We start from the raw sequence: 22,727 nt of genomic DNA, 5'->3' as shown, positions 1-22,727 counted from the left end.
ATGATCAGTTTTGAGCGGAATACACCGGATTCACCTTGGCGCCGGGACGCACCTTGTGCATGCCGTCGATGATGATGACTTCCCCTTCCTTCACGCCGGAGCTGAAGCACTGTTCATTATTGACCGTGTTGCCCAGCGTGACGTCGCGGCGTTCCACCACGCCCTGGTCATTCACCACGTAAACGTAGCTCTTGTAGGCGTCGTGCATCACGGAGGAAATGTTGGCAGCCGGGAAGCGGTCCACGTTCTTCTTGGAAAGATTCACCGTGACCACGCCGCCGGGCGTCAGCACGTCTTCCGGATTGGGGAACCTGGCCCAGACGTTCAGGGTGTCCGTAGTCGGCTGGACGGTATTGTCCGTCATGAAAATTTTGCCCGGCTGGTCGTATGCCTTGCCGTTGGCGAGGTTGACGGACACGAGGGCATCCTTCTTCATCTTCTCCTGGGTGCCGAACAGGGAAAGGAAATCGCGTTCGCTGATGGGGAACTTCACGTACACCTCGTCAATGCCCGTGATGGTCACCAGGGAACCGGAGGTGGGCGTGATGTAATTGCCCGTGGAGAAAGTGACGCGTCCCGTGCGTCCCGTGATGGGGGCCGTCAGTTTGGTGTAATTGAGGTCGTCCTTCGCTACCGTGATGGCGGCGTCTGCGGACTGGATCTCCGCTTCCAGGGCGTGCATGGTGCTCTTGGCGTTTTCCACCGTATCCATGGAGACGGACTTGGAGGCCAGCAGCCTGTTATAGCGTTCAAAGCTGTTCTTCGCGTAAAGCAGCTTGGCTTCCAGCTGGGCCTTCTTGGCTACCGCTTCCTCCACGGCCGCCTTGTAGCGCGTGTCTTCTATCTCGAAAAGGAGGTCTCCCTTCTTCACCACCTTGCCTTCCCGGAAGCGGGTGGCCACGATGTTGCCGGAAACGCGGGGCTGTACGGTTACCCGGTCAATGGCTTCCACCTGGCCGATGTATTTCTTGTTCACCGCGCTGTCGATGGCGGTCGCTTTCTCGACGAGTACGGTACTGGGCTTGGCGGCCCCTCCCGGCGCTCCCTGGGAATAACCCGGAACAAGCAGAGAGAAAAGCAGGCCGGATCCGGCCAGCAGGCGGAGGGGAACCTTCCGTTGGTGCGTATGTTTTTTCATATGGTATTATTTACTGTAAACGTGGTTGTAAAGGGTATCCACAATGCGGCAGAAATTCTCCTTGTCCTCCTCCGCCAGGGTGCTGAACAGGGTGTCCAGCCGTTGCTTCATGCCGTTGTAAAGCAGCTGGAACCTGGACTCCCCTTCCTCGGAAAGGCGGATGCACAGGGAACGCCTGTCGCGCGGGTTCTCCTTGCGGTCAAACAGGCCCTTCTTCACCATGCTGTCCACCAGCAGGGACGTGGAGGGAATGCTCATGCGGAGATGGTGGGCGAGCGTCTTCAGGGGAATGCCTTCATGGCGGTTGGTCATCAACCGGTTCAGGGCGCCCAGGGCATTCATCTGCCGGACGGAGAGCCCCATGATCTTCTGATAGTGGCTCTGGTCCACTTCATTCAAGTTATCTCTTTTAAACTGGTAAAGGATAGTCTCGAACTTGTGAACGGAGGTAGTGATATCCACGGCAGGTTGAAGCATGGGGCTGTTATGTCAAAACCGGTTAATTGTTGTCAAACTAAAACAAATAAAGTTGAGAATTTGTTGCCGTGTCGAAATAAATCGGAAAAATGAAAAATCACGGCTCCTTCACCATACAAACCGCCGGAGGTTGCGGAAGTTTCAAAAAAAGTCTTTTTTTCTTGTCACTGGGGTATAAAGGCGTGTATAAGCCTCCACGTCCTCGCCGCAAGGCAGGAACAACATTCAAGGTCAGGGAGCGGTAGCTCAGTTCGGTTAGAGCGCCAGCCTGTCACGCTGGAGGTCGCGGGTTCGAGCCCCGTCCGCTTCGCCACCTTGTTTCAAAGAAGAAACGGCCGCCTCCGGGCGGCTTTTTTGTGCCCTGGGATTGTCCGGTTCTCCGGCACCTGTTCGTTTGCCTGTTTTTTCCCAAGACGCATCCCGGCAAGGGTGGTGCCTTTGCATAAATCCCCACGGTTTGAATGAAAGGCATCCAGCCGGGAGCGGAGGCTCTTATTCCCCCTTCTCCTTCTCTCCGCCAAACCCCTCCTTTCCGCGGAGCAGGGGACCATGCTTGATTTCGCCACAATCTTCCCCCATGATACCCGCATGATTCTGGAACTGCACTCCCCGCTGGACATGCATCTTCACCTGAGGGACGGCGACATGCTGAAACTGGTCGCACCCCTGAGCTCCGCCTCCTTTGCCGGGGCGGTCATCATGCCCAACCTGGTGCCCCCTGTGGCGGATGCGGATGCGGTGCAGGCCTACCGGCAGCGGGTGCTGGACGCTTGCGGGGGAGACGTCTTCCAGCCGTACATGACGGCGTTCTTCCGCTCCTATTCCGAAAAGGAACTGGCTACGCTCAAGGAACTGGTATTCGGCATCAAGCTGTACCCGGCGGGAGCAACCACGAACAGCGAAGGAGGCGTAAGGGCCATGAAGGATGCGGAGGGCACCATGTCCCTCATGCAGGAAATGGGCATTCCGCTGCTGGTGCACGGTGAAAGCCACGGATTCGTGATGGACCGGGAAGCCGAATTCCTGGACGTTTACCGTGATCTGGCCACCCGCTTCCCCCGGCTGACCATCTGCATGGAACACATCACCACGGCCTCCGCCGTGCGGCTGCTGGATGAATTTGAAAACCTGGCGGCTACCGTAACCCTCCAGCACCTTCTTATCACGCTGGACGACGTGGCCGGGGGCATGCTGCGCCCCCACCTCTTCTGCAAGCCGATCGCCAAAAGGCCGGAAGACCGGGAAGCGCTGTTGAAAGCTGCCCTATCCGGACATCCGCGCCTCATGTTCGGCAGTGACTCCGCCCCCCATCCCGTCCACGCCAAGGAAGCGTGCGGCTGCGCCGCCGGCGTGTTCACCGCTCCCATCGCCCTGCCGCGCCTGGCGGCCCTGTTTGACGGACACGGCGCCCTGGACCGGTTGCAGGGCTTCGTTTCCGGCCATGCCTGTTCCCTGTACGGACTGAAGCCTCCTGCCAGGACGGTGCGCCTGCAGCGGCGGGAAATGCTGGTGCCGGACGCCTACGAGGGGCATGGACAGAAAGTGGTGCCGATGGAGGCCGGAAGCGTCATTCCCTGGAGCCTGGTGTGACGGCCACCCCCGCGGGAAGATGACAGAAAGCAATTGAAGGAAACCGTCTTTATACTGGATATTCCGGACGATCTCACTACAATCCCTGCTCATGGATCGGATTCGCGTTTATACGGGTGGAGTAGCTTCCTGTAATGGTTATCTCTTCAAGACGAAGGATAACTCTTACGTGGCGGTGGACGCTCCGTCCGGCTTCGCGGACTGGATATACTCCAAAAAGCCCGATATTATCATCACGGACCTTCTCATCACGCACCAGCACTTTGACCATGTGGAGGACGCCTGCCGCATGCGCCAGATCTTCGGCTGCCGCATTCACGCCGGACAGCCTTACACTGAAGACTTGACGCTGGAAAAAATGGCGCGCGACGCCTGGGGGCTTCCCCTCAACGTACAGCCGTTTGTGGTGGATGAAATACTCACGCCGGACATCCACACGGCAAACTGGGGCGGCCTGCTGTGGCATCTGCACCAGGTGCCGGGACACTCTCCGGACAGCATCGTTTACGACCTGCCGGACGAGGGAATCATGTTCACGGGAGACGTTATCTTTGCCGGTTCCATCGGACGGACGGACCTTCCGGGAGGGAACCTGCGCCTGCTGAAACAGGGCATAGAAAAGAAAGTGCTCAACCAGCCCGCCACGACCATGATTTTCCCGGGACACGGACCGTACACCACCGTGAAGAATGAACTGCTGACCAATCCGTTCATCTCCTGACCACGCTTCCCGCGCCGCTGCGCGGGGACGTGCTCCACTCTCTAGCAAGCATACAAGATCAATGTTATTTTCAGAATTAGGTTTATCGGAACCCGTCTTGAAGGCGGTGGAAAAATGCGGTTATGAACATCCCACCCCCATTCAGGAGCAGGCCATTCCCATCATTCTGGAGGGCCGGGACCTCATTGGGGCCTCCCAGACGGGAACGGGAAAAACCGCCGCTTTTGCTCTCCCCCTGCTGACAAAGCTTCAACCCATCGGCAAGCCCCAGATACTGGTGCTGGAACCCACCCGCGAACTGGCGGACCAGGTGGCGGAAGCCTTTGCCGAATACGGAGAATTCACCGGGCTGAAAGTGGCCCTGCTGTACGGCGGCGTGGGCTACGGGAAGCAGACGGAAGACCTGAAAAACGGAGCGGACATCGTGGTGGCAACGCCCGGCCGCCTGGTGGACCACTTCTACCGCGGCACCATGCGCTTCGGAGAAGTCAAGGCCCTGGTGCTGGATGAGGTGGACCGCATGCTGGACATGGGCTTTCTCCCCATCGTCCGTAAAATCGTCAACCTCTGCCCGTGGGAAGGCAGGCAGACCCTCTTCTTCTCCGCCACCATGCCCCCGGTCATCGCCGGATTTGCCAAATGGTGCCTGACGGATCCGGCGGAAGTCACCATCGCCCGGCGCGAAGTGGCCGCCACCATCAGCCATGCCTTTTACCCGGTGGCGCTGGACCAGCGGGACGAACTGCTGCTGGCCCTGCTCAAGGGGACGGACTTCCATTCCGTCATGATCTTCACCCGTACCCGCAAGGAGGCGGACGCCGTGTGCGGCATGCTCAAGCAGCATGGCTACCGCGGGGAAGTGGCCGTCATGCACTCCGACATTCCCCAGAAGGAACGCATGGAAGCGCTCAAGGGCTTCAAGAGCGGCAAATATGATATTCTGGTGGCTACGGACGTGGCGGCGCGCGGCATTGACATCAGCGGCGTGACCCACGTCATCAACTACCGGGTGCCGGAAAATGCGGAAGACTACGTGCACCGCATCGGCCGTACCGGCCGTGCCGAAGCCTCCGGAGACGCCTTCACGATCATGACGGCGGATGAAGTGGACTTTGCCACGGCTGTGGAAAACTTCATCGGAAAGCCCATTGAACGCAAAAAGCTGGACGGCTTCGACTACACGTACACCGCCCTGCTGGAAGACAAGCCCGTCAAATCCGTCCGCAAGGTCAAACCCGCCGGTCCCAAGCGCCGCAGACGCTAAGGGGGAGCTGACAAGGTTCTCTCTGCGGGAATGAATATCATCCCATGCGCATCCTTGCCATAGACCCGGCCATCCGCAACACGGGCTATGCCGTGGTGGAGGGCGACCACCGCCGGGCGTGCGCCCTGGACTACGGAACGCTCTCCATTCCCCGGAGTGTGTCCCAGTCCGGCTGCCTGCTTGCCATCAAGCAGCACCTGGGCAACCTCATTGACAAATGGGAACCGGATGAAATGGCGGTGGAACGCATCATCTACGTCCAGTCCCATCAGACGGCCATCACGATGGGCGCGGCCAAGGCGGCCGTGGTCATTGCCGCGGCGGAAGCCGGACTGCGGATCATGGAATACTCTCCCAAAAGCGTGAAACTCTCCGTTGTAGGGCGGGGGGCCGCTCAAAAAGCGCAGGTCGCCTTCATGGTGCGCGCCCTGCTGGAACTCCGGGAAACGCCGGAATCCGATGCCGCGGACGCCCTGGCGATCGGCCTCACGCACCTCTTCGCCGCGGACCCCTTGAAGGCCCACATGATGGAGAGGAAATACATTTAACAGTGATGAGAGTTTAGAGATGAGAGATTAGTGTAAAATATCCGGACTTGCAGTCCACGAATTTAAAATCTAATCACTACTCTCTAAACTCTCATCACTACCTTCAAGGCTTGAACGTCCTCCCTTTCCCGTCCTGCCACGCCTTGAGCAGGGAAGCGTACATCTTGTTGAGCTGTTCCAGAGTGGCTACGCGGAACTCGACGGTATTTGTATTCGGGTAAGCCTTGGCGACGGTGGTATCCGGATCAATGCTTCCTCCCGTCGCCCGGTTGACGGCGCCGGAACCGAGTTCCTTCGCCCGGTCGGTCACATTCTTGATGGCATTGATGCCGGAATTCTGCCCCAGCGTCTCCAGATAATAAAACTTGGTGGGCGTATTCCCCATGGTGACCAACGTCACTTCATACACCATGCACGCGTTGTCCAGAATATACTTGTGCTGCGCCACAGCTACAATCCGGCTGAGATGCACCACATACTGCCCCTCCGGAAAATTGCCGATCCAGAACTGGCTCTGGTTGTAATCATCCGTAGACTGGGTAGGAGCCCCCGTTTTGGACTGGGCGGAAAGGGGTACAGCTGTGAAAATACAAACCGCTAAAGTAAAAAAGAAGAGATTTTTCATATTCTTATACAAACATTCGCATTTAGGTGAGATGAAGAGAAATTATTAAAAACACTTATTATTAAGTACTGCAATCAAACAGGAGAAATAAAATTAATGGTAAGAATCCTCCACTCCTTTTTGATAACCAAGTGCATAGGCAGCATGAGGACTTTTATGCCTTACTGCACCTGCTTGGCTTTCAGGTAACGAATTCAAATCTATATTTAATTTTTCTTTACGGCGTAATCCATCTTTGTAGCCTCTGTCATAAGCACATCCAGCGCAACGGTGCCTCCCAGCTCCTCCTTGATCGTCTGGTAAATTGTTAAATTGAAGATCGTAACGATGTTCTTTTTTACAAGTCATAAAATTAATAGTATCTAAATTATTCTTCAATTAAACCAAGTATCCAATTTGACCATGAAATAATAGTGGATGCTCTGCGTTTGTAAGTTTCATTTGAACTAATATTATATAAATTAGATTTTTTCATGATTTCGACAATTTCGTTTTTTGATGGAGTATTCCCTTTTTTTAAATATAATTTTAATGATTCTTTAAAAATTTTATGCGATAATATGAGCTTTACAAATTCAAGTTGTCTGTCTGTAATAGATTTATTAAACATGCCCAAGCCTGTTTCAGTGAGAACATATTTTATATTATTATTATCATATTTTTTATCGACCAAACCTAAATATTTTGCAGCATTAAAATAATATTCTGTTTGTCGGGCATCAAAATCATAATTCTGCGTAATTTCTTCCTTGCTAAGGAATAATTTTTGTTTTAATAATTCACACAGATTGATTATGCGTTCAAAGCTGTCAGCTTGAGGAAAGGGAATCGATGGTTCTGATACAGTTTTTGTGTTTTCTAAAATATTTTGTATAGCTTCAATATTAATAGATCCTTCTTGAATTGCATATTTTTTATGCTTAATCAAACGAATAGAGTTATAAAATTTAGCATCTGTAAATTCATATTCACGAATATGAAAAATACCATTTGAATATGTTAAAAATATCGGACGTATTTGTTTATTCACCTTCTCTTTCCATAAACGGTAAGGATAATATAGCTGACGGATTAAAAAGTCATCAGAAATATAATTTTTGGCTTCTATCAATATTAATGAATCATTTCCTTCATAACCTCCATCTATTTCTATTTGAGAATTATTTACTTTTACTTCAAATTGTTTTTGGTCTTCGGAAGAATTAATTTTGAAATCAAATAAAGAGGAACTCATTCGTCCGCTTATTGTCGGAAACAAATTGTCTTCACCTGTAAAGTCATGCAATATTTTTGAAACAAAAATACAATTAATTGAAGTTGCTTCGCTTGTTATATCTTTATAATCCATACTTTCTAGAAAAGTAGGAAAATCAATGAATGTTATATCTATTTCTTCTTTTTTAAAAGTACAAAAAGTTTCAAAAGTACTGATTTCATAAGTGCCTCTGGATGTAGGTAGAATTGATAAGTTATTTTCAGAGAATAAATGGGGGAGCTGGGAACGATGATCAAATTTTGTCATCAAGCGTGCTTCTCTGAACTCATTAATATCTGTGGAGGATATTGTTACCCGTCCTTTCGATTTTATTGCATCTAAGATACGGTGTTTTTCAAAAATTTGTTCCCACGCTATATCGTTTTTATATCTATTCATAATTGCGTATTAAAACTTCATCTACTTCTCCCCGTTTTTCCGCATTCGCGTTAATTGAACGGATCGCCCTGACAGTGCTAATGTGATATTCCTTATACTGTTCTTTAATGAAATTAGACGAGGAATTAGATAATAAAAATTTTATGCCTCTTTTTGTCAAGTCGTCACAAGCCTCACGCAATTTTATTTGATCAAGAATATTCCATCCACCCTGAACGTAACCAGTGAAATTAGAACTATCTGAAATAGGATGATAGGGAGGATCCAGATATACAAATGAGTTCTTTTCCAAATTTTTCAAAATATCATTATAATCTCTATTATAAATTTTTATATTGTTGGAATTTAGATATAGAGAAACTGCTCTTAAAACTGGTTCGTTGACGATATTTGGATTTTTATATTTGCCAAATGGAGAATTAAATTCTCCAGAATTGTTTACACGATATAATCCATTATAACAAGTCTTATTTAAATATATCAGCCTGGAAGCTCGCCGCACCTCTCCTATTTTTTTAAAATCAGATGATCGATCTAGACTTCGTATTTCATAAAAATATTTGGATTCGTTTTTATGAGTTTTTAAATCTATAATAAGTTCATTTAAATTATTTTTAATTACATTATAGACATTTATTAATTCAGAGTTGAAGTCATTAATAATTGCTTTTTTAGGTTGGAGATGAAAAAATACAGCTCCTCCTCCAATAAATGGTTCTACATAAGTATGATTTTTTATATTTTTCGGTATGAATTCTATTATAGAATTTATAAGTTGCCTCTTGCCGCCAACCCACTTTACAAACGGGGTAACTAATTTGTTTTTTATCATTATAAAATCTATTTTTATATTATTTTTATTTTTATAGGAAAAACTATGATCCTATTTTTATTAGTTATTTTTCTGCCCCGACTAGATTTTCCTTACAGTTTTCTTAGTCGATTGTCAATCATAATTTGAATGATTTTTATGGATGTCTTTTGTATAAGGGAAATTTATTATAAATTTATATTTATAATTATATTTTTTATTTTTAATAAATTATTAAGATATTATTATGCCATTTTAAAAATTTGTTAAAAAATAAAATGATTTTTATTATTTAATATGAAACATTGATGGTGATTTCTAGGAAGTTGCTTTATAGAAAAAGATATGTAGAGATGATATCATCTAACAAAAATTGTTGATTTTCAAATTTTTAGAAAGAAATAATATTAGTGTTTTCGTAGAAAGAAATTAATACGAGAGAAATGGCTTGGTGGGCTGGACGACAGGAAGATTTATTATGGAGAACTTTGAACGAGTTCATGCCGAAACCTAGGAAGAAAATGTATACAAAGATATGGTACCGTTTCTTAATGTCGCAGTTGAAAAAAGATAGTAACTCTTGATGAATTATTTGGATAAGGATACGGTAATGGGTCGATTGATATACTAAATTTTAATAATAACGATACAAAGAGATAAGGATTTTGGTATATTCACTAAAATTGCAGGCTATGGCGAAATGATGCTAACATAGAGGGGGAGAGCCTCACTCTGCGTGGGAACATATGAAAAAACCGCTTTCCCCAAGTGCCGGGAAAAGCGGTTTCGTTAAAAATAACAATGAAAGGTCAGGGTTCTATGATGTTGAAGTTTCCATTGAACTTGTCCATGCATCCGATCAGCTCCTGGAACTTGTCTGCATTGCCTTCGATCTTGATCATGCCTTTGTCCAGGGCTTCCTTCAAGGGCATGGCCTGCATGGCAATAAGGGTGAAGTTGAGCTTGTCTCCGGTAATTACTGCATCAGGATGATCGACCGGTTTTCCTTCTCGGTACATCAGTACTTCATCCTCAACCCAGAAGCCGTATGGTTTTCCGTTTTGGTCTATCCAGTTGAAAGCGAGCTTTTTCCCTTTGGATTTCTCGGCATTGAGACTGATGCCCATGTAGTCAAACAGCATTTCCGGCGTGAGGTTGGACAGAATATCCTTGGATACAAGATCCAGAGGGTTCTGAAGCAGGCCGTTTCTCAGTTCGTAGGCGCCGACGAGAAATTCATTGCGCCAGGGGCCGGATTCCGCCTGGTAGCCGAGCTGTTCAAGCGCGTCCGCCGCCAGATTTCTTGCCTTGCTGTTTTGCGGATCGGCAAAAACCACGTGCTTTAATACTTCGGCGGTCCAGCGGTAGTCTCCTTTGTCAAAGGCTTTTTGGGCGTTGTCTATCATCTTGTCGGCACCTCCCGCCAGTTCCACATAGCGCTTGGCCGCTTCCACGGGCGGCAGGGCATACAGGTTTGCCGGGTTGCCGTCATACCAGCCCATGTACCGTTGATAGATGGCTTTGGCGTTGTGGTTCAGCGTGCCGTAATAGCCCCGGAAGTACCATTCCTTATCGATTTCCGGCGGCAGCTTGATCATTTCCGCAATTTCTACAGGAGTATACCCTTTGTTAATCAGGTTCAACGTCCGGTCGTGCATGTATTTGTAGCCGTTGCGTTCCTTGGCCAGGAACCGGCTGATGCGTTCTTTCCCCCATCTCGGCCAGTGGTGCTGTGCGAATAAGACTTCCGTTTTGTCTCCATAACGCTGAATGGCTTCATCAAGAGCCTTCCACCAGTTGCTTGCGTCCCGAACCTTGGCTCCTCTCAGGGTATAAAGGTTATGCATGGTGTGGGTCGCGTCCTCCGCACTGCAAAGCGCCTTGAATTGAGGGAGATACATCAGCATTTCAGAAGGGGCTTCCGTTCCGGGGGCCATCATGAATTCCATCTCCACTCCGTCTATCGTTCTTGTTTCACCCGTTTTGGTGATTGTATCGGTAGGCGGAATGACTGTAATGGTTCCGCTGGAGCTGGCGGTTCCCAGGCCGGAGCCTACGGTACCCTCCGGCCCCTTGTTAAAGGGCGCCGCATACATGTACGTGGAGCGCCTCCCCATGGCATTGCCGGCATAGACGTTTTCGGAAACGGCTTCTTTCAGGAATCCCTCCGGCGCCAGTATCTGCGTTTTACCGGATTTGACGTCTTGCTCCGATGCTACTCCCTTGACCCCTCCAAAGTGGTCGACATGGGAGTGCGTGTATACAACTGCCTTGACCGGACGTTTCCCTGTCTCCGGCTGTTCCACTTCCCGATAGTAGAGGTCAAGCCCCGCTTTTGCGGTTTCTTCCGAGATGAGGGGGTCAATGATGATGAGGCCTTCCTTTCCTTCGATGATGGTCATGTTAGAAAGATCAAACCCGCGAATCTGGTAGATGCCGTCCATGACCTTGAACAGCCCGCTTTTGGCATTGAGCTGGGAAACGCGCCATAAACTCGGGTTCACCGTATCAGGGGCCGGTTTGTCCTTGGTAAAGTCAAAGGCAGAGATGTCAAAGACCGTCCTCCCCTCCTTGTTTTTAATGTTCGGGTCCTTGAGGGTTGCCATAAATCCCTTTTCAGCATCCTGAAAGTCTTGTTTGTCGTTCTCGTCCAGGCCATGAGCGCCGAGAAATTTTTGGTTGTATTCAATAGTATGGCTTGTCGCCTTTTTAGGCTGCTCTGCGCCCTGGGCGCCTATGCCTCCCCCTGCGAACATTGCCAGCAACATGGCAGCGAAATAATTGATTTTTATTTTCATATCAGTTTTTATTAACGGGACGTGAAAAGTAAAAGAGCGGCCAGTCAGCCAGTTTTCACCTTGCAGGAAAATAGACTTGCCGTTAAAGAACAATGTTCGGAAAATGGCAGTATGTTAATGTTTGACTACCAGAGTTTTCTGGATATTTAACAGGAAATTCCACAACCAGGGAGGGGGTCTTTTGTTTTTTTATATTACTTATCCTGCTGATGGGTTGTGATTTATATCCGGAGTTGTTTGGCGGGGAGAATAAAGTGTCTGTATCCGAGTCATTTTTACATGACTGCAACAAATTTGTGGAAGAACATGGCTGGAAATGCAGGGAATGTTGTGCTAGGTAAGAAGGCATGGAAAGATTGTATCGTCCCAATGTGGCGGGGCTGTTGGTCCGGGAGGACGGAAAGCTGCTGGTTTGCGAACGTTCCAGGCAGAAAGGGGCCTGGCAGTTCCCTCAGGGGGGGATTGATCCGGGAGAAACTGCCACGGAGGCAGTGAAGCGGGAAGTCCGGGAGGAAGTGGGGTTCCTGCCGTTCCAGTATGATCTTGTGGAGTCCCGGGGCGGGTACCGTTACGATTATCCGCCGGAGGTGCTGGAGTATGTCCGCGAAAAGCGGCAGCAGCCTTTTGTGGGGCAGGAGCAGGAGTATTTCCTGTGCCGGCTGCGTGCGGACGCTCCGGAGCCCAGCCTGGACCACCGGGAGTTCTGCGCCTACAGGTGGATAGCCCCGGCCGGGTTCAGGCTGGAGTGGCTGCCGGAGTTCAAGAAGGAGGTGTACGCCAGGGTGCTGGCGGATTTCTTCAATGTCCGGGCACGGGATAAGTGAAGTGGCTCAGCAGGTCGTGCGCGGCGGAGACGGGATCCATCTTGTCCCCCGCCACCATGTTTTCCAGGACGGGCATGCGGGACGCCACGGCGGGATGCTGTTCAAAGGCGGTGAGCAGGGCTTCATGCACCAGGGCCTGAACCCATGAGAGGGACTGGTTCCGGCGGCGGTTGTACCAGAAGCCGGATTCCTTCATGCTATCCCGGAAGCGGAAGAGCGTTTCTTCAATGGTGTCCAGTCCGCGCCCTTCCAGGGAGGAGCAGGTGAGGACGGAGGGCGTCCAGCCGGGGGTGGGGCTTTGCAGGTAGTGGAGCACCATTTTCAGTTCCTGGCAGTGGGCCGCCGCCCGCTGGCGGTTGTCGCCGTCGTCCTTGGTGACTACCAGGATGTCCGCCAGCTCCATGATGCCGCGCTTGATGCCCTGGAGGTCGTCTCCGGCGCCGGTGATGAGCAGGAGCATGAAGATGTCCACCATGGAACGGACGGTGGTTTCCGACTGGCCGACGCCGACGGTTTCAATGAGGATGATGTCAAAGCCCGCGGCTTCGCACGCGATCATGGTTTCACGCGTTTTTCTGGCTACGCCGCCCAGGGAGCCGCCGGAGGGGGAAGGGCGGATGAAGGCGTTTTCCTCCCCGGAGAGTTCTTCCATGCGGGTTTTGTCCCCCATGATGGAACCGCGGGAAACGGAAGAGGACGGGTCAATGGCCAGCACGGCCACCTTGAAGCCTTTTTTGCACAGGTAGGTGCCGAAGGCTTCAATGAAGGAGGATTTGCCCGCGCCGGGAACGCCCGTGATGCCGATGCGGACGGCGTTGCCCGAATGGGGCAGGAGCTTGGAGATGAGCGCCCGTGAGGCTTCCTGGTCTTTAGCGGCGTTGCTTTCTACCAGGGTGATGGCCCTTCCCAGCAGGGCGCGGTTCCCGGCCAGGACTCCCTGGGCCAGTTCTTCTACGGAGGGGCGGTGCGGACGTACAAATTTAGTGCTGCTCATGGATAGAGAATGCGGATTATTTGAAAGGGGGTTCGTTTTCCTTGGTGCGCTCCATATCGTAGTTGAAACGCTTGAGGACAAATTGGCGCTGATCGGCCAGCTTGCGCTGGAAGTTTTCCCAGGAACGCACGTTCATTGGTGACCAGCCCGCTTCCGCAATGGCGCAGGCGCGGGGGTAGGTGCGGTAAAGCAGGTGGTTCAGGGTGGGGAGCTGTTCCGCCCACATGGTGGCCTGAACGCCGATGATATGGTCTGTTTCCTGCTCCGGCCTGCCGTAGGCGGGGTTCAGCTTGTAGCTTTGCTCCAGCGTGGTGGTGGGCATCCAGCCCCGGTTGTCCTGGCCGGGAATCTGGGGGTAGTCCAGATAGCAGTGTTCCCCGGCGGCGATGATGAGGGGAAGGCCCTGCTTTTTCGTTTCCGTGATGGTGGAGGGCGTCAAGCCCATGCGCCAGGTGAAGACGGTGTCTCCCTTGCGGTAAACGCTGGCCTGGGCCCACGGCTTTTCATACCAGAAGATGGGCTTTTTGCCGCGCGCGGCGAGCATGGAGGCCATTTTCGCTTCAAATTCCTTCAGTTCCTCGTGGACGTCCTTCATTCCCTTCTGCTGGCGGTATTTGACGCTGAGAGGGCATTTTTCCCAGGTTTTTTCCAGCGGGGCTTCGTCGCCGCCCAGGTGAACCATGGTGGACGGAAAGATGTCCCTGAGCTCGTCAAAGACGGCGGCATAGAATTTCCATATTTCCGGCTTGTGGGGGCATACCAGGTACAAGCCCACACCGCCGGTCGTGCTGACTTTCGTGTTGTGGTCTGGAAAGCAGAAGAATTCCGGATAGGCGGCGGCCAACGCCTGGTTGTGGCCCGGCATGTCTATTTCCGGGATGACCTCAATGCCGCGCGCGGCGCAGTACGCCACCAGGTCTTTCAGTTCCTGCCTGGTGTACATTCCTTCGTGGGGAGTGCCGTTGCCGAAGCTTTCCGCCCGTTTGGAAGAGATGCTTTTCAGTTTGGGATAGCCCGGCACGGGCAGGCGCCAGCCCTGGTCGTCCGTCAGGTGGAGCTGGAGCTTGTTGAATTTATAGTAGGCCATCAGGTCCACGAATTTCTTCAGGTCCTTGATGGGGATGAAGTGGCGCGCAGGGTCCACCATCATGCCGCGCCACGGGTAGCGCGGCTTGTCCTTGATGACTCCGCAGGGAATGCCTTCCGGATGCGCCGCCAGCTGGTCCTGGAGCTGCTGGAGGGTGACCAGTCCGTAGATACGGCCCTCTTTCCCGCCGGAAGAGAGGTGCACTCCCTGCGGGGTGACGGTGAGCTGGTAGGAGTCCTTGCCCAGGGAAGGAGAAGTTTTGTCGGAGAGAAGCTTCACGGTCCTGGTGGCGTTCCGCTTCAGCTCCGTTTTCTCCGGCTCCGGAATAATACTGTATTTTTCTGCTGGTGCGGCACACGCCATGGATGCAGAGAAAGCTGTGCAGGCCAGGAGGTAGATCAGTTTAAACATGACGGAGGGCTTTTTCAGAAGAGATTCTATCATGGAGAATCAGGAGTGATAAGGAAAAACGGCGGAATTACTTTTTGTTTTCCCACCGGAAGGGCGGCTCATTGTCCTTCGTGCGTTTCAAGTCGTAATTAAAGCGCTTGAGGACAAAGGGGCGGTGGTCGGCCACTTTCCTCTGGAAGTTTTCCCAGGAACGCACCTCCATGGGAGACCACCCCGCTTCCGCCAGGGCCATGGCGCGGGGATAGACGCGGTAAAGCAGGTGGTTCAGGTCCGGAAGGTGTTCCGCCCACACGGGAGCGTGCACGCCCCGGATGTGGCCTGCTTCCGCGGTGGATTTGCCGAAGGCCGGATCCAGTTCATAACATTTCTGCAAGGTCGTGGTTTGCATCCATCCCCAGTTGTATTGTCCCGGGAATTGAGGGAAATCCAGATAACAATATTCATTGGACGCCATAATCAGGTTCAGCCCGGCCTTTTTTGTTTTCTCAATGGCCTGGCGCGCCTGGTCCTGCCGCCACGCGTAAACTGTTTCGCCCGGGTGGTAGATGCCGGCGTTCCCTTCATACCAGAATTGCGGCGTTTGCCCGTTTTTGTCGAGCAGGGCTGTCATTTTGGCGAAGAAAGCCCTCATTTGTTCCTGTTCGTCTTTCATGCCTGCCTTGGTCCGGGCTTCTCGGCACAGGGGGCATTTTTTCCAGAGTTCCGTGGGGGCTTCGTCGCCGCCCAGGTGAACGGTATTGGACGGGAAGATGTCCTTGAGTTCCTTGAAGACGGCGGCGTAGAATTTCCAGACCTCCGGCTTCTGGGGGCATACCAGTTCCTTGCTGTTGCCGGCCACTGTCCGTACCTTCATGTCCGGTTTGGGGAAGCAGAAGAATTCGGAGTAGGCGGCATGCAGGGCCTGGTTGTGGCCCGGCACGTCTATCTCCGGGATGACTTCAATGCCGCGCGCCGCACAGTAGGCCACTAGGTCTTTCAGCTCCTGTCTGGTGTACATGCCTTCATGGGGAATGCCGTCTCCGAAGCTTTCCTCCCGCTTGGAGGCGACGCTTTTCAGTCTGGGATAGCCCGGCACGGGCAGGCGCCAGCCCTGGTTGTCCGTCAGGTGCACATGGAGCTTGTTGAATTTGTAGTAGGCCATCAGGTCCACGAATTTCTTCAGGTCCTTGATGGGGATGAAGTGGCGGGCGGGGTCCACCATCATGCCGCGCCAGGGGTAGCGGGGCTTGTCCGTGATGACGCCGCAGGGGATGCCCTCCGGCTGTGCCGCCAGCTGGTCCTGGAGCTGCTGGAGGGTGACCAGGCCGTACATCCTGCCCTCCCTGCCGCCGGAGGCAAGGTGGACGCCCTGCGGGGTGACGGCGAGGCGGTAGGCGTCCTTGCCCAGGGCAGGAGAGGTTTTGTCGGAGAGGAGCTTCAAGGTCCTGGTGGCGTTCCGCTTCAGCTCCGTTTTCTCCGGCTCCGGAATAATGCTGTATTTTTCTGCTGCTTCAGTTTGAAATACCGGGAACAGCAGCAATCCGGCCAGGAGTGGAAAAAGCCTTGTCATGTTTTCAGTATAAGCCGTGCCGGGAGAGAATCTTTCAAAAATTTGCTCCTTCATGAGCACGCGGCGGAATATGCTTCATGCCCGCTGAAAGGATATGGTGGACCCTTTGACAAAATGTTTCTCAGGAATTACCGGGGCTGGCATCCCGGCAGTCCGGACAGAAGTTCCTTTCAGGGAAAGAGGAAGGGCCGGAAAGAGGGAAGGCCTTTTGTCTTTTTCCCATGGTCCGTCTGGCGCTGTTAGCGGCTATTTGACCGTTTTTCCAGGTCCGGGAATATTCCCTTACGGTTGACGGTGGAAAAAATGTGCATTTGCGTTCTTACTGTCCGTGTCCTCAGATCAACAGAGGAATTATTTGGAAAGGTGCCGTCCACGCTTTGAAGGGCTCCGCAGTTGCTGGAAAGTTCCGGACTTTTTCCTGGCCCAGAGGAACGTTAAAAGTAAAAAAGGCCGCCTCCGGAGAGACGGCCTTTTTCTTAAAGGTGGTAGCCCTATGAGGACTCGAACCCCAAAATACGGAACCAGAATCCGCTGTGTTACCGATTACACTATAGGGCTATGTAACGGGCACCTTTGCGGTGCGGGCGAATTAAAGCGGAACCGGTTGTTCTTTGCAAGTTTTTTTTCACTCAAATGTGTGTTTTGAATAGAAAAAATGAATGCGGAGAAAAAAGGGCGGTCCAGCTTTTCTCCCGGGGTCATTCAGCCAGGGTTTGGAAGTAGGCTTTCACGTGTTCCCGGGCAATTTGCTGGTATTCCGCTTCTCCGTGCCTGCCCTGCGCCTGCTGCCAGGGGGAGACCGGCGCTGTGTTGATGCGGCCAAGCTGCTGGGCCGTGTATTTGCCATAGACGTTCCAGATGTGTTCCAGAAAAGGGATGATGTCCGTTTCCTCTTCCAGGGGGGGCTGGCGGCGGCTGGGGTGTTCAATGATGGAGCAGGGCGGCTGGTCCTTGTATTCGTGATGAATGGAGGGGAGCACCGGCCCGCAGGTCCATGCTTCCGCCCGTTCGTTGATCAGGAAATCGCCGTGATGGTGCAGGTGCCACCAGTCCGCCAGAATGACCAGGTGGTTCAGTTTGACGGGCGTGAGAGGAAGGTTTTTTGCATTCGCCTGCTGAATGAACCAGTTGCAGAGCTTTTGCGTGGTAGTGTGGTTTGCCATGCTGAAATGGGTTGCCCTTCATTATAAAAGGCAGGGGATATTTCACAATACTAAACAGGTTTCATTCTTGCGCGGCATGGAGAAGAGATGAGGCGGAGTGCCGGAAAAGGCGAACTTTCAGGTAAATTTATTTGAAGCAAGGAAAAAGAAGAAATAATTTGTGTCATGCAAAGCTTGGTATTCGCGCCAGTTCTTGTTGTGGGGGGAATGTAAAGTCGTTTGTTGAAAACAAATGGTGTTTTCAAACTCTAACAAAATGAAGAATAATTAAAATTATTGGGAATGAAATAAAGTTCCAGATTCCTGGAGCGTCCTTTAAAAAACATTTTGAATAGCAGTACTTTTTATGATTTGAATTATTTTAACCTAAAGCTCGTTCTGCCATGAATTTACATTATTTCTATCATTCCGGCTTGTTGGGGGCGGCCTGTCTCCTCTCTCCCGTTTATGGGGGATTGATGTCTGATTCCTTCGACGTTCAGACTTACCGTGATTTTGCGGAAAACCGGGGCATCTTTGGAATCAATGCCAAAGACGTCGCCATTTACGACAAGGAAGGCAATTACGTGGGCTCCATCCCCAAAATGATGAATTTTGACGGATTGGCGGACGCCCATGCCGGGGAAGCCGCTTTGGTAGGCGGCCCGGGCTTCATCGCCACCGTGTCCCATGATTACAATAACCAGACCATTACGTTTACCAAGCGTTTTGGAGCCACGGAAGGAACGCCGTTTTATGACGCCTACCGGAGCGTGGTAATCAAGAATGCCTGGGGCGACCAGACGAATTACACGTATGACTACCGCGTGCAGCGGTTGAGCAAGATCGTGACGGAAGCGGAATACGCCCCCTACCTGACGGATCCGGAATACCTGGACAACATGAAGGGACGGCTGGTTCTGCGTGCCGGGTCCGGAACCCAGGCTATTGCCACGGGGAACGGTAAACAGGACACGGTCAGCGGAGGTTATTCCTATTTGACCGGGGGAACCCTGGTTTTTGAGGGACAGGCCAGCGTTCCGGGAACAGGAGAGCCGGACCCTGAGAATGCCAAGACCTATCCGGCCTACCGTTTCTGGTACAATTTCAAGAAACCTTCGGAATCCAATCCCCTGCCTTCCGGCATATTGGCAGGGGACAGCGGAAGTCCCAGCTATGTATTTAATGAGAAGTCCGGCAGATGGGAATGGGTGGGGGCCGGTCAATCCCAGGGCGGTAGCGGCTACGGCGAGTTCAGCCAGATGCGCTCTGGCAACCAGTGGGCCAGCGATTACGTGGACAGTTTCAACCGCACCGTCAGCGTGTCGGAAGGGGGTGGGGATCTTCTGTGGAATGTGACGGATGGCGACGGAAACGGAACCTTCGTTCAGGGAGATATCAGTACGGATTACACCGGGCTGGCCTCCGGCCTGCGAGGAGATACCTCCACACAGGGAACGCGGGCCTCGGACACGCAGATAGGCGTGTGCAGCAATCTTATTTTTGACGGCTCCGGCGGCACCATTGTTCTCCAGGGCTCGGTGGATACGGGGGCGGGTTCCCTCACGTTCAACCGGGATTACGTATTGAGCGACGGAGGAAATGCCTCCTACCGTCTGAATACGGCGGGTTTCGTTGTGAACAAGGGGGCAACCGTGACGACGCTGCTGACCGGAACCTCCGGGGACGAGTGGCGGAAGATCGGGGAAGGTGATTTGATCGTCAGCGGCCACGGGAACAATGCGGCGGACATCAACGTGGGAGGAAGCGGGATGCTGATTCTGGACCGGGACGGCTACGCGGCGCACAACGTGAAGCTGAACGGCGGCGGAGTAATGGTGCGCCTGGCGGGGGAAAACCAAGTATCCGGGGAGTTCATCTTCGGCCACCGCGGGGGTGTGGTGGACATGTATGGGCACAATTTGACGCTGAACGCCATCACTCACCTGGATTCCGGAGCCGTTTTTGCCAATTACCTTGGCAATTCCACCGTAACGCTTACGTTCACGGGCTCCGGGGAACAGACGTTCCTGGGGGCTTTGCGGGACGGGGAGGCCGCTTCCCGTGGACTGATGAATGTGGTGTACGCACCCGGCACGGCGGAAGGGTCCGTCTGGAATCTGGCCGGCCATATTCTCAATACCGGAACGTGGACGGTGCAGGGAGGAGAGGTGAAGGTGGCCGGAGTGCACACCCTGCACGCGGGCGGCTATGTGGATGAGAACGACTGGCAGATGGCCTCCTTTTCCACCGGAACAGTGCAGGTGAACAGCGGCGCCCGGTTTACCACCGGCGGCCATTCCCTGGTAGTTTCCGCCGTGCAGGTGGATGACGGTGGCACGTATGGCGTGCTGGCCGGGGGAGACCACAGCGGAAACGTTGTGTTGTCCGGTGCCGCGTCCATGCTGCGTGCGGAAGTGGATTCCGGCTCTGCGACGGAGTCCGGCGTGATTTCAGGTGCTGGTTCCCTCGTGAAAATCGGGGAAGGAACCCTGCTTCTGAAAAACGGGAACAACAGTTTTTCCGGAACTGCCACGGTTGAAGAAGGCCTGGTGCGCGCCTCTTCCGCCGGGGCTCTCGGGCAGGCTGTCTGGTCGCTGGATGCCGCCGGAGCCCTGGCTGTGGAAGGCGCTGGTTTTTCCGCTATTGCCGGAAAGCTGGACCAGGCGTCCTCCGGAACGTTCGTGCTGCTGGAAGACCAGGCGGCGATTTCCGGCCTGAACGGCTTCAGAAACTTGTCCGTCGGCGCATTGGGAGAGGTGAATTTGGGAACGTCCGGAACCACGGAAGTTCTATCCGGCTGGACCGCGGACGGTGGCTGGTCCCTGGGCGGGGGAGGAGGAACGCTGACGGTGAACTTGAAGCTCAGCGGTTCCGGCACCTTGTCCATCGGCAACGGATCCAATACGGGCGCCGTGGTGCTTGCCAATGCGCATAACAGTGATTCGGAAGGCGGAGCCGCCTTTTCCGGAGCCATTGAGTTGAATGGGGGAGTACGGCTTGCCTATACGGACGTGCGTTCCCTTGGCCTGGAGAACAAGAACGTGCTCGTCAAATACGGAACCTCGTTTTCCCTTGGAGCGGAAGTGGATGCAGCCCTGGCGCACGTGTCCAATGCGTCCGGTGGCGTACTGCTGCTGTCCGGTGACCGCACGTCGGGTTTGGACCTGGGCGGAATGGGATTGGATTCCGTTTACATCGGGGCGGACGGCCAGGCCGTCCTGTCCGGTTCCGTGACGGCCGGAACGCAGGGTTACCTGTTCGGCGGCGGCGGAACGCTGACGGTAGCCAGCTCCCTGGGAGGGGCCCATGCCATGACGGTGGATACGCAGGGAATGGAGACCTCAGGCGGAGTCATCCTGGCGGCGGATAATACTTATTCCGGTGAAACGCGCATTTTGTCCGGAGTTTTCCTGACGGTAGGCAATGGAGGAACAGCCGGCTCCCTGGGAACGGGCGCCGTTGTGAATGACGGCACGCTGGCGTTCAACAGGACGGACAAGATGACGGCGGGAAACGCCATTTCCGGAACAGGGGCATTGATCCAGAAAGGCGCCGGGGAACTGGTGCTGACGGGTAATAATTCCTACAGCGGAGTAACGACAATTGCCGCAGGAACGCTCACTGTGGGCGATGGCGGAACCAGCGGTTCCCTGGGAACCGGGGCTGTGGTCAACAACGGGGTGCTGGCCTTCAACCGCTCTGATGCCGTTGCCGTGAACGTCAATGTATCCGGCAGCGGAGCTCTGGTGAAGAACGGCTCCGGCACGCTTACCATCCAGAAGATGCTTTCCTATACGGGAGGAACCACCGTGAATGAAGGCGCGCTTGTGCTGGGCTACGGCGGTGCCAACGGAATGATCCGCGGGAACCTTGCCATTCAGGAGGGGGCGCAGGTGACGTTGAAGGGCGGCGACAGCTTCGGTTATTCCGGAGGGAACGCTTCCGTGAAGAACGTGAATATCACAGGAGGCACCCTGTATTTTGGAGACAAAGCCAACCAGACGTTCCAGAATACGGTGTTTAACCTGAAGGGCGCTGTAGTGGATGGCATCACGGGAGGCCGCATGGATATCTGGACGAAGGCTGTGGTTAATGTGAAAGCCGCGAACAAAGCCTCGGAAATCAGGAACATCAACGTGCTGTTGCGGGACGCCAATCCGACGGTGTTCATGGTGGAACGCGGCAAGTCTGCGTCTGACCTGAATGTCTCGTCCAACATCATCAACTCTTCCGGGGTGAAGGGCTCCTTCATTAAGAAAGGGGCCGGGATCATGGTGCTTTCCGGCAGAAATACCTATTCAGGAGGAACCACGGTTAACTGGGGAACGCTGGTAGCGGCCTCCAACCAGGCTCTGGGAACCGGTTTGGCGGCGGTCAACTCCGGCGCACGTTTGGCGCTTGGGGGCCTGGGAACGGATTTGGCTTCCGTTTCTCTTGGAAATGATATTCTGGTGAAGAGCGGCGGCATTCTTTCCGGTTCCGCCACCCTGTCCGGGAATACTACCTTGAATGCCGGGTCCATGCTGGAATTCACCCTGTCCATGGGCGGTTCCGCCGGGAATGAACTGGCGTACAACAGCCTGATGCTCCAGTCCGGTGTTTTCCAGATTGACGCGGGAGCCAAGCTGAAGCTGGCGGCGGTGTCTCTGGATTATTCCTCCGACTTCTGGGGGACCTCCCATATCCTGAACCTGATAGAAGGCGGCGCGAACGCCAGTTTGAAGGGGGCGTTTACGCTGGACCTGTCCGGAGCCGGAAATTATGGCTCCTATGGGTCCTGGTCCCTCCAGGGCGATGAGGATTCCAAAACCGTGAACATGGTCTGGACTCCCAATGCCGAGGCCGTTTTGGACCATTCGGAAACTGCGGCGTTGCTCGCGGCTCCGTCTCCTGCGCCGGTTCCGGAACCTTCCTCCGCGCTGCTGGTGCTGGCAGGCCTGGGGACGTGTATTTTCCGCCGCCGTGTGCGGTGAGCCTGATGAAGAACCCCGCCGCACTTCCCGAAGCCCTGCCGGATGTTCGTGAAAACGGTCTGGACTGGAAGATGGGAAGTGCGGCAGACTTGCCTGTTCCTTGTTTAATCATAACTTA

The 22,727-nt window shown here is 53.2% G+C and carries 17 protein-coding genes and 2 tRNA genes; 7 read left to right on the top strand and 12 right to left on the bottom strand.

The genetic code is table 11. The features are described 5' to 3' along the window. Window positions 1-4: 4 nt before the first annotated feature. Both P8A25_RS06895 and P8A25_RS06890 read right to left on the bottom strand, forming a co-directional pair. Window positions 5-1,138 (bottom strand): efflux RND transporter periplasmic adaptor subunit, encoded by a 1,134-nt coding sequence (locus tag P8A25_RS06895; protein WP_022397971.1) that lies wholly within the window; start codon window positions 1,136-1,138, stop codon window positions 5-7. Between the two features lie 6 nt (window positions 1,139-1,144). Next, a complete protein-coding gene (locus P8A25_RS06890) occupies window positions 1,145-1,615 on the bottom strand; it encodes a MarR family winged helix-turn-helix transcriptional regulator (RefSeq protein ID WP_022397970.1) in 471 nt (156 codons plus the stop codon). A gap of 235 nt (window positions 1,616-1,850) precedes the next feature. Here P8A25_RS06890 and P8A25_RS06885 point away from each other — a divergent pair. From P8A25_RS06885 to ruvC, 5 genes are all read left to right on the top strand, one after another. Then, window positions 1,851-1,928, top strand: a tRNA-Asp gene (locus P8A25_RS06885). Between the two features lie 275 nt (window positions 1,929-2,203). Further along, window positions 2,204-3,205 carry a dihydroorotase gene (pyrC, locus tag P8A25_RS06880; protein WP_215442688.1) on the top strand — a complete coding sequence of 334 codons (1,002 nt, stop codon included), beginning with the start codon at window positions 2,204-2,206 and terminating at the stop codon, window positions 3,203-3,205. Between the two features lie 91 nt (window positions 3,206-3,296). After that, window positions 3,297-3,926 carry an MBL fold metallo-hydrolase gene (locus P8A25_RS06875; protein ID WP_022397968.1) on the top strand — a complete coding sequence of 210 codons (630 nt, stop codon included), beginning with the start codon at window positions 3,297-3,299 and terminating at the stop codon, window positions 3,924-3,926. A gap of 61 nt (window positions 3,927-3,987) precedes the next feature. After that, on the top strand, window positions 3,988-5,190 hold the full coding sequence (locus P8A25_RS06870) for a DEAD/DEAH box helicase (RefSeq protein WP_022397967.1): 1,203 nt from the start codon (window positions 3,988-3,990) through the stop codon (window positions 5,188-5,190). A gap of 44 nt (window positions 5,191-5,234) precedes the next feature. Next, entirely contained in the window at window positions 5,235-5,738 is a 504-nt protein-coding gene (ruvC, locus tag P8A25_RS06865; RefSeq protein ID WP_022397966.1) for a crossover junction endodeoxyribonuclease RuvC, read from the top strand. Between the two features lie 103 nt (window positions 5,739-5,841). Here the strand turns inward: ruvC and P8A25_RS06860 are convergent, their stop codons facing one another. The 5 genes from P8A25_RS06860 to P8A25_RS06840 all read right to left on the bottom strand — a co-directional run bounded on the left by P8A25_RS06860 (window position 5,842) and on the right by P8A25_RS06840 (window position 11,434). Beyond that, window positions 5,842-6,363, bottom strand: coding sequence for a hypothetical protein (locus P8A25_RS06860; RefSeq protein WP_102728774.1), 522 nt, complete (start codon window positions 6,361-6,363; stop codon window positions 5,842-5,844). Between the two features lie 93 nt (window positions 6,364-6,456). Further along, complete coding sequence (locus tag P8A25_RS06855; RefSeq protein ID WP_102722335.1) at window positions 6,457-6,711, bottom strand: hypothetical protein; 255 nt, start codon at window positions 6,709-6,711, stop codon at window positions 6,457-6,459. A gap of 19 nt (window positions 6,712-6,730) precedes the next feature. Then, entirely contained in the window at window positions 6,731-8,017 is a 1,287-nt protein-coding gene (locus P8A25_RS06850; RefSeq protein ID WP_102722334.1) for a type II restriction enzyme, read from the bottom strand. Beyond that, window positions 8,010-8,849 carry a DNA adenine methylase gene (locus P8A25_RS06845; protein ID WP_102722333.1) on the bottom strand — a complete coding sequence of 280 codons (840 nt, stop codon included), beginning with the start codon at window positions 8,847-8,849 and terminating at the stop codon, window positions 8,010-8,012. Before P8A25_RS06845 ends, P8A25_RS06850 begins: the two co-directional genes overlap by 8 nt. A gap of 788 nt (window positions 8,850-9,637) precedes the next feature. Then, window positions 9,638-11,434: an alkyl sulfatase dimerization domain-containing protein gene (locus P8A25_RS06840; protein WP_215442556.1), complete on the bottom strand. Its 1,797-nt coding sequence runs from the start codon at window positions 11,432-11,434 to the stop codon at window positions 9,638-9,640. Between the two features lie 539 nt (window positions 11,435-11,973). Between P8A25_RS06840 and P8A25_RS06835 the strand changes: the two genes are divergently transcribed. After that, window positions 11,974-12,450, top strand: a complete 477-nt coding sequence (locus P8A25_RS06835; protein WP_215442558.1) for an NUDIX domain-containing protein — start codon at window positions 11,974-11,976, stop codon at window positions 12,448-12,450. Here the strand turns inward: P8A25_RS06835 and meaB are convergent. The 5 genes from meaB to P8A25_RS06810 form a co-directional block, all read right to left on the bottom strand. Further along, window positions 12,425-13,444, bottom strand: coding sequence for a methylmalonyl Co-A mutase-associated GTPase MeaB (gene meaB / locus P8A25_RS06830; RefSeq protein WP_102726235.1), 1,020 nt, complete (start codon window positions 13,442-13,444; stop codon window positions 12,425-12,427). The genes P8A25_RS06835 and meaB overlap by 26 nt on opposite strands. A 16-nt stretch (window positions 13,445-13,460) precedes the next feature. Continuing rightward, window positions 13,461-14,975, bottom strand: a complete 1,515-nt coding sequence (locus P8A25_RS06825; RefSeq protein WP_102726236.1) for a beta-N-acetylhexosaminidase — start codon at window positions 14,973-14,975, stop codon at window positions 13,461-13,463. A 34-nt stretch (window positions 14,976-15,009) separates the two neighbouring features. After that, a complete protein-coding gene (locus tag P8A25_RS06820; protein ID WP_102726401.1) occupies window positions 15,010-16,491 on the bottom strand; it encodes a beta-N-acetylhexosaminidase in 1,482 nt (493 codons plus the stop codon). 483 nt (window positions 16,492-16,974) lie between these two features. Next, a tRNA-Gln gene (locus tag P8A25_RS06815) sits at window positions 16,975-17,049 on the bottom strand. A 140-nt stretch (window positions 17,050-17,189) separates the two neighbouring features. Further along, entirely contained in the window at window positions 17,190-17,654 is a 465-nt protein-coding gene (locus P8A25_RS06810) for a Panacea domain-containing protein (RefSeq protein WP_215442560.1), read from the bottom strand. Between the two features lie 383 nt (window positions 17,655-18,037). Between P8A25_RS06810 and P8A25_RS06805 the strand changes: the two genes are divergently transcribed. Further along, window positions 18,038-22,609 (top strand): S6 family peptidase, encoded by a 4,572-nt coding sequence (locus P8A25_RS06805; RefSeq protein ID WP_215442572.1) that lies wholly within the window; start codon window positions 18,038-18,040, stop codon window positions 22,607-22,609. The last annotated feature ends 118 nt before the right edge of the window (window positions 22,610-22,727 follow it).

Source organism: Akkermansia sp. BCRC 18949, from assembly GCF_045011645.1.
GTDB lineage: Bacteria > Verrucomicrobiota > Verrucomicrobiia > Verrucomicrobiales > Akkermansiaceae > Akkermansia > Akkermansia massiliensis.
This window is presented reverse-complemented; position numbering and strand designations above follow the sequence as displayed.